The following is a 6,378-nucleotide window of genomic DNA, read 5'->3' on the forward strand; positions in this document are numbered from 1 at the left end:
AATTCAGTTTTGCACAAAAATTTAATCTAAGACCTACCATTGATTTAAGCACTAAACCCGCTAATTTGTCAAACTGCGCTATGCATTTGTTACTTAATTTCAACTTTTAATCCTAACATATTTACTTGACCCAAAAAAAGTTTAATGTTTTCGGGATTCCATTGCGTACAGGTCGCAATTGTTTCGTCCGATAGTTTTATTTCTTCATCAGGATTGATATAATGCCTTTTATGTCCCCAACGTTGATAAATATCTTCAGCTTTTAATTTTGTCTCGAACACTCCAAAACTACCTTGAATATTGTCAGGAAATTTTGTTTTTAAGTCGGCATACGTTATTGTGGGATTATTTTTAACGTAGGTTTTTACCACAGCATTCACCAACCGACCTTTGTTGTATTCAACACCATTGAAAATGAATTTTGAATAGTCTTTGCTTAAATACTTAAAGCGGAAAAACGTGTCTGAAATAACGAAAATTTCATTAGCTGGACTTTTAAATCTTTTTATTGTCATTCCAGCAATCGGTACTCCGTTATATTCGTATCCTTCACTCAATTTATCTCTAAGTGAATTTGAGATATTTCCACCAATTAAAATGCCAACCCACTTTGGATTCGTTGGTTCAATCCAATAATCAGGATTAACTTTAAGAATTTGATCTTTTTGATTTATGTAATCTTCAAGTTGACTTAGACTAAAGTCGTTTATCTCATTTAGTTTGATTTCAACAATTCCAAGATATTCCGCAGAATATTTAGCCAAAATATCAATCCTTCCGTCACCACTTTTCCTGCCTTGTTTCAGAGCAATTTCTGCGTCCAATATGGTAACTTCATTAAAATTTTGCTTGTCAAGTTTTAGTATTTCCTCATTTTCCAAAAGATATGCTTCCATAGCCAATTCTTTCCAAAAAGGGTATTCTTTAAGTGCAATATTATTTGCTGTTACCTGTCTAAAAATTTCCATTGTGTCGTTATGTTAATGATGTCTAACGTGAAGCATTAATGATGTGGCAGTATTCTGTATTCTGTCTGTCCAGTGCCGCTACTGATTAAAGATATCAAAGCGTATTGTTTATTCTGTTACTTGGCGTTATTCGCCTGCCGAAACCGAAGCTAAACAGCGAACAAAAAGCTGAGAATATACTTGCCGCCCCGCCATATGGCTAATGCAATGTTAGCCATTCGCCCTTTCTGTCCCATCTTTTATCGCTTTTGAAATTTGTAAGTCATCATCAATTTTCAACATGGTCAAAATAAGCAATTTTAGGTATTTAAAATAAGCATACTCGTGTTTTTGAATTTCGTTTGGATTTGCCTGTGTTCCATGCAAGTAGCTATTCCTTAAATCTAGTCCATTGGTAAACTCACTTTTGTTCAGGAAATAGTTGAAATAAGATTGTTCTGATTTTGAAAACAACGAACTTTCTAAGAATACAATATTCTCGTTTACCATTTGCAAAATCTCTGTTTGAAATTCTATCGAATAATGATAAAATGAAATAAATTCATTGTCGTATAAATCTTTAAATACGAATAGTCTTTCTGTATTTTTTATCTGAATAAAACCATTATTGTCTACGTTTATAAAACCTTTATCAATTAAATAATTCAATTGTAGTTTTTGATGTTCTTCATAATTATTAAACGAAACTTGTTCGTTTACAAGTAAGTCAAAAAAGGTATGATATTTATCTTCTTTAAAAGGTTCAACATAGGCAAGTAGCGTTTGGTCTGAAAAAAATAGATTTGAGCAACCAACCATTTCTTTATTATCGGCATTGAAGTAGATATATTTATTTGTATTCAGGCTTGGGATATCTTTGATTGAAGTTGGTGATGAAGATATTTGCAAAAGCTCAAAATCTATATTCCCATCTTCAACGAAAAGCTTGAATTGTTTTAGGATTGATTCAAACTCAGGGGCAAGTAACCTTACTTTTTCAAAGTATGAATTTGTTGCTGATGGAATTGAAAAACGAGCATTATCTGCAAAACCGTACTTTACTTGAAAAGCAGTTGTAAAAGCAAAATGTAAAATATCCTCTAAGGATGTATTTAAATCGGCAACAATTTTATTATAACCATAAATCTGACCCTGAGAAGTCATTTCGGAAAATGAAAAACCAATACCAATTCTATATTCGTTTTGAGAGTGAACACCCATAATTTTTTCAAATAAACCCAATTTACTTTTCTTGCTTACAAGATTTATTCTGTTTTGATTGTCAATAAAATCAAATAAGTATTTAAAATTTTTAAATAGCAAATATGGTCTATTATTTTCTTTAATAAAATCTAAACTATAACTGTAGTGTGCTACAAGTTTATCATCAATGTAAACTTCTTTTAGTTTCTCTGCATTCTCTGGAAAGCTGATTGATATACCATAAGCCATCCCGCCCTTATCAGCAAAAAATTTTTCCGTTTCGCTTTTGTAGAGTCGTTTTGCTTTTAGCCGTGTTTTGTCAGAAATTTTGAAGTCATTTCTGTTCCTCAAATTTTTAACTAGGCCTATGTAATTCAAATTTGTATCGGTTGAGTTCAAATAATTTGAAATTATATTTTCTTTATCAGCGACTGTCAAACTTTTAGGAATAAACTTTGGATTTCTGTGAGGTTCATTTTCTGTTTCATAAAAGCCGAGTAAAATTTCAGCAGATTGCGAATAGGTTAATAAGAAATCCTTTAACTCAGTATGATAATAATCAACTAGCCCTTTGTGAGTTAAAACTTCTTTAATCAAATGAGGTTCGCTCTCAAGTATTACAGTAAATGTCGGCTTTGATATTCGTTTAAATACATTGTGGTTGCTTACTATTTCCCAAAATGAATGGATATAGCCTTGTAGTAGTTTCCCATGTAGTTCAACTATATTGGCATCAGTTATGGTTAAAAAAAACTGTCCTATTATTTTTCCATATTCTGTTGCTTTTTGTTTGAAATTGCTAATGTCATCTTGCGTCCAACTTTTCAAATATAATTCATTGTCAAAGTACTTTTTTAAGTTGTAAAGTTCTAAAACGTCATTGATGTCTGTGTACGAGGATTTCGTTTCACTTCTTAAGATATGTTCTCCTTTTGACAGGTGATGTGGACCTGCCATGTCTTCTTTTGAGTAAAATTCAACTCTGTTTAAATCGTGCTGACGCATATTTTGTACCAACGTAGTGGTTATATCATTGTGCCACAGCAATTCCTGAATGAACCGTACGTCGGTACCTGCCTCCAGCAGGTGAGCGGCATACCTGTACCGTATACCGTAAATATCAACGTCTTTATTAATACAAGCATTCAGCAGTTCGTTTGTAAATACCTGTTAGTCGCTTTTCGCCCTATACTGTTCAGCGTATTACCCTTCAACTAGAATGGCTCCGTTTCTGATAAATGAGTTATCATTTTAGGGTAATGCCCTTTTTTAAAGGTTGTCCTGAACAACTTTTACTTCCGTACAAGCTGTATAGCGTACCCTCCCCCTTTCACTAGATAAATCATTAGTTTCGTTTTAGCCGTAACAGGTTTCCTCTCAATGACAAAGACTTCGGGGTTGGTATTCCCGTCCGCATTGGCCACGTCGCGGTAGATTACGGCTTTGTCGATTTGGCCGGGTTCGAGGAAAGACAAGTCCAGCGGCCGTGTCGGATGCGTATTTAGCCCTTTCTGGGCTACTTTGCCTGCTGCTGATTCGACCAGACGACTTGTCAGGGCGTAAAGCGTTCGTTTCGGCGATTAGGGTTCGCAACTTCGCTAATGTATAAAAAATGGTAGAACTAGTTGGAGAATTGCTTTTACCAACCTAGAATTGTGTCAAAAACACACGTTCTTGTAGGTATCCAATCATGGCCGTTTATCAACACAACACCCGCATTCTGGTCGCGCTGGACTGTATCATCTTCGGTTTCGACGGTGAGTCGCTGAAGTTGCTGCTGATCAAGCGAAATTTCGAACCTGAATACGGAAAATGGTCGCTGATGGGCGGATTCCTGAACGAGGGCGAAGATCTCGAAGAAGCCGCCGGCCGGATTCTGTACAACCTGACGGGTCTGCGAAACAACTACCTGGAGCAGCTACAGACGTTCGGCACCGTATACCGCGACCCGGTTGAGCGTACGATTTCGGTGGTGTATTACTCGCTGGTCAACATTGCCGATCAGGACGTAGCGGCCATTCAGGCGCACAACGCGTCCTGGATCAGTCTGGACAGTAAGCCCACGCTTATTTTCGACCACGACCAAATGGTTACCGTGGCGCTGCAACGGCTGCGTTACAAAGCCGCGCTGCACCCGATAGGCTTCGAGCTGCTGCCCAGCAAGTTCACCGTACCGCAGCTGCAGAAGCTCTACGAAGCCATCTACGGCACCCAGCTGGACCGGCGCAATTTCAGCCGCAAAATCATGGCCACCGACCTGCTCCTGAGCACCGGCGAAAAAGACACCAACTCCGTCACCAAAAAGGGGCAGCTCTACACCCTCAACAGCGACCGCTATCGGAAATACCTCGACGGCTACTACACGTTTCTGCCCGAACTGGCCGAATTATCAGGCGGCTAACTAACCTTCACGCATCCACTCTTTCCTGGCCCGACTATCCGTTTGCTATGAAAAATCAATATGTTCTGGGTGTCGATTTTGGCACCGACTCCGTACGGGCCCTGCTGGTCAACGCCCACACCGGCGAAACCGTAGGGACACACGTACACGAATACGCCCGCTGGAAACAGGGGCTCTACTGCGACCCCGAGCAGTCGCAGTTTCGGCAACACCCGCTCGACTATCTCGAAGGGCTCGAAGCTACCATTACCGGCGCCCTGGCCAACGCCCCCGCCGACGTGCGGCAGCAGGTAGCCGGCATCTCGATCGATACGACCGGCTCGACCCCCGTTGCCGTCGATGAAACCGGACTCCCGCTGGCCCTCCGTCCCGACTTTGCCGAGAACCCGAACGGCATGTTCATTCTCTGGAAAGACCACACGGCCAACCGCGAAGCCGATGAAATCAATCAGCTGGCCCACCACTGGGATACCGACTACACCAAGTACGTTGGGGGTATTTACTCGTCGGAGTGGTTCTGGGCCAAGATCCTGCGCACCCTGCGCGTCGACGAGGCCGTACGGCAGCATGCGTTCTCGTGGGTCGAGCACTGCGACTGGATATCGGCAACGCTGACCGGCCAGACGAACCCGCTGACGCTACGGCGGTCACGCTGCGCGGCCGGCCACAAAGCGCTCTGGCACGACGAGTTCAGCGGCCTGCCCTCCGACGAGTTCCTGACGCAGCTCGACCCGCTGCTGGCTGGTCTGCGCGACCGGCTCTTTACCCAGACCTATACCGCCGATCAGCCGATGGGTACGCTCTCGCCCGACTGGGCCCAGAAGCTGGGGCTGCCGGCCGGGGTAGTCGTGGGCGTCGGTGCTTTCGATGCGCACATGGGCGCGGTCGGGGCCGAAATTGAGCCCTATGCCTTCGTCCGCATCATGGGCACCTCTACCTGCGACATTCTGATGGCGCCCAACGAAGAAATCGGGCATCGGCTCATCCGCGGTATCTGCGGTCAGGTCGATGGGTCGGTGGCTCCCGGCATGCTGGGGATGGAAGCCGGTCAGTCGGCCTTCGGCGATGTGTACGCCTGGTTTGCGCGGCTGCTGACCGGCCCGGTGCGCGACCTGCTCGGCCCCGAAGCGGCCGACACCCTGAACCGCCAGCTCATCCCGCATCTGTCAGAACAGGCGTCGCGGCTACCCGTTACGGAAAATGACCTGATTGCGCTCGACTGGGTAAACGGACGCCGGACTCCCGACGCCAACCATACGCTCAAGGGCGCGATCACCGGCCTCAACCTCGGTACCGATGCCGCTCGGGTGTTCAAAGCCCTGGTCGAAGCAACGGCTTTCGGATCGCGCAGCATCGTCGATCGGTTTATTCAGGAAGGGGTTCCGATCCGCAAAGTGATTGCCATTGGGGGGGTCGCCAAGAAGTCGCCCTTCGTGATGCAGACCCTGGCCGATGTGCTGAACCAGCCCATTCAGGTAGCCCAGTCTGACCAGGCCTGTGCGCTGGGGGCGGCCATGTGCGCGTCGGTAGCTGCGGGCGTTCATCCGTCGCTGGAATCGGCGCAGCAGGCAATGGGATCGGGCTTCGACGCCCAGTATCAGCCGCGCCCCGACCGGGTAGCCCTCTACGAAACGCTCTACCAGAAATACCTGAAACTGGGCGGTTTTGTCGAAGGCACCCCAGCCCGCCAACCCCTGGCTGCCAGCGCCGTATAAGTAGCTTTCCGGCCGGACAGGGCAGTCCCGCTGCGGGCTGAGCGGTCGATACCGTAGTTCGGATGGTTTAGGGTGTAGAGACGCAACCGCCCGGCGGCCCGGCCTTTGCGTC

At 45.0% G+C, this 6,378-nt stretch carries 5 protein-coding genes; 2 read left to right on the forward strand and 3 right to left on the reverse strand.

What is annotated here, in order from left to right:
• Nucleotides 1-89: 89 nt before the first annotated feature.
• From B1C80_RS21790 to B1C80_RS28790, 3 genes are all read right to left on the reverse strand, one after another.
• Nucleotides 90-968 carry a hypothetical protein gene (locus B1C80_RS21790; protein ID WP_077923327.1) on the reverse strand — a complete coding sequence of 293 codons (879 nt, stop codon included), beginning with the start codon at nt 966-968 and terminating at the stop codon, nt 90-92.
• 210 nt (nt 969-1,178) lie between these two features.
• Entirely contained in the window at nt 1,179-3,155 is a 1,977-nt protein-coding gene (locus B1C80_RS21795; RefSeq protein WP_077923328.1) for a hypothetical protein, read from the reverse strand.
• A 287-nt stretch (nt 3,156-3,442) separates the two neighbouring features.
• Nucleotides 3,443-3,706 (reverse strand): glycoside hydrolase family 97 C-terminal domain-containing protein, encoded by a 264-nt coding sequence (locus B1C80_RS28790; RefSeq protein ID WP_077923330.1) that lies wholly within the window; start codon nt 3,704-3,706, stop codon nt 3,443-3,445.
• A gap of 134 nt (nt 3,707-3,840) precedes the next feature.
• On the opposite strand from B1C80_RS28790, the gene B1C80_RS21810 reads away from it, so the two are divergent.
• Entirely contained in the window at nt 3,841-4,551 is a 711-nt protein-coding gene (locus B1C80_RS21810; RefSeq protein WP_077923331.1) for an NUDIX domain-containing protein, read from the forward strand.
• A 47-nt stretch (nt 4,552-4,598) separates the two neighbouring features.
• Nucleotides 4,599-6,266 carry a ribulokinase gene (locus tag B1C80_RS21815; protein ID WP_077923332.1) on the forward strand — a complete coding sequence of 556 codons (1,668 nt, stop codon included), beginning with the start codon at nt 4,599-4,601 and terminating at the stop codon, nt 6,264-6,266.
• Nucleotides 6,267-6,378 lie beyond the last annotated feature (112 nt).

The organism is Spirosoma sp. 209, from assembly GCF_002006735.1.
GTDB lineage: Bacteria > Bacteroidota > Bacteroidia > Cytophagales > Spirosomataceae > Spirosoma > Spirosoma sordidisoli.

Excerpts from the sequence above, each read along its gene's own strand:
- B1C80_RS21795 (WP_077923328.1), bottom strand. The coding sequence starts at position 3,155 with ATGCGTCAGCACGATTTAAACAGAGTTGAATTTTACTCAAAAGAAGAC.
- B1C80_RS21790 (WP_077923327.1), bottom strand. The coding sequence starts at position 968 with ATGGAAATTTTTAGACAGGTAACAGCAAATAATATTGCACTTAAAGAA.
- B1C80_RS21815 (WP_077923332.1), top strand. The coding sequence starts at position 4,599 with ATGAAAAATCAATATGTTCTGGGTGTCGATTTTGGCACCGACTCCGTA.
- B1C80_RS21810 (WP_077923331.1), top strand. The coding sequence starts at position 3,841 with ATGGCCGTTTATCAACACAACACCCGCATTCTGGTCGCGCTGGACTGT.